The sequence below is a fragment of the Halorubrum sp. Atlit-26R genome (assembly GCF_003666015.1).
In the GTDB taxonomy this organism is placed as follows: Archaea; Halobacteriota; Halobacteria; order Halobacteriales; family Haloferacaceae; genus Halorubrum.
Map to the genome: position 1 here is coordinate 1 of NZ_QPLT01000520.1, position 450 is coordinate 450.

Annotated in this window: 1 protein-coding gene; it reads right to left on the reverse strand. The window is 60.9% G+C overall.

Annotated features, from left to right (window positions below):
- A partial coding sequence (locus tag DVK07_RS21750) for an RNA-guided endonuclease TnpB family protein (protein ID WP_147441343.1) occupies positions 1-450 on the reverse strand: 450 nt, incomplete at both ends.

Genomic DNA, 450 nt, shown 5'->3' on the forward strand with positions numbered 1-450 from the left:
TTTCCACGCCGCACCTGCCCGGTTCCGCGAGTTGCCCGGTAGTTCGACCAGCCCCTTCGCGTCCAAGTCCTCGACGGCCACGAAATCGTACTCCCGAGCGTAGTAGTTCGAGAGCTTGTGAAGGAAGTCGCGGCGCTTGTTCTTCAACTCGGCGTGGCGTTCTGCCACGACCCGACGCTGTTTCTCCCAATTGTCCGACCCGTGCTGTTTCCGCGAGAGGTCGCGCTGTGCGCGTTCCAACCGTTCGCGTTCGCCGGACAAGTCGAGGGATTCGACAGCGGTTCCGTCCGTGTCGTGGGCGTACTTGAGAATCCCCACGTTGATACCAACGCAGTTCTCGGGATTCTCCGGCTTCTCCGGCGGGTCGTCGGGCGTCTCGATGCCGAAAATGGCGTACCACTTCCCAGTAGGTTCTTGCTTGACCGTGACGGTCTTAATGTTGGCGTCGTC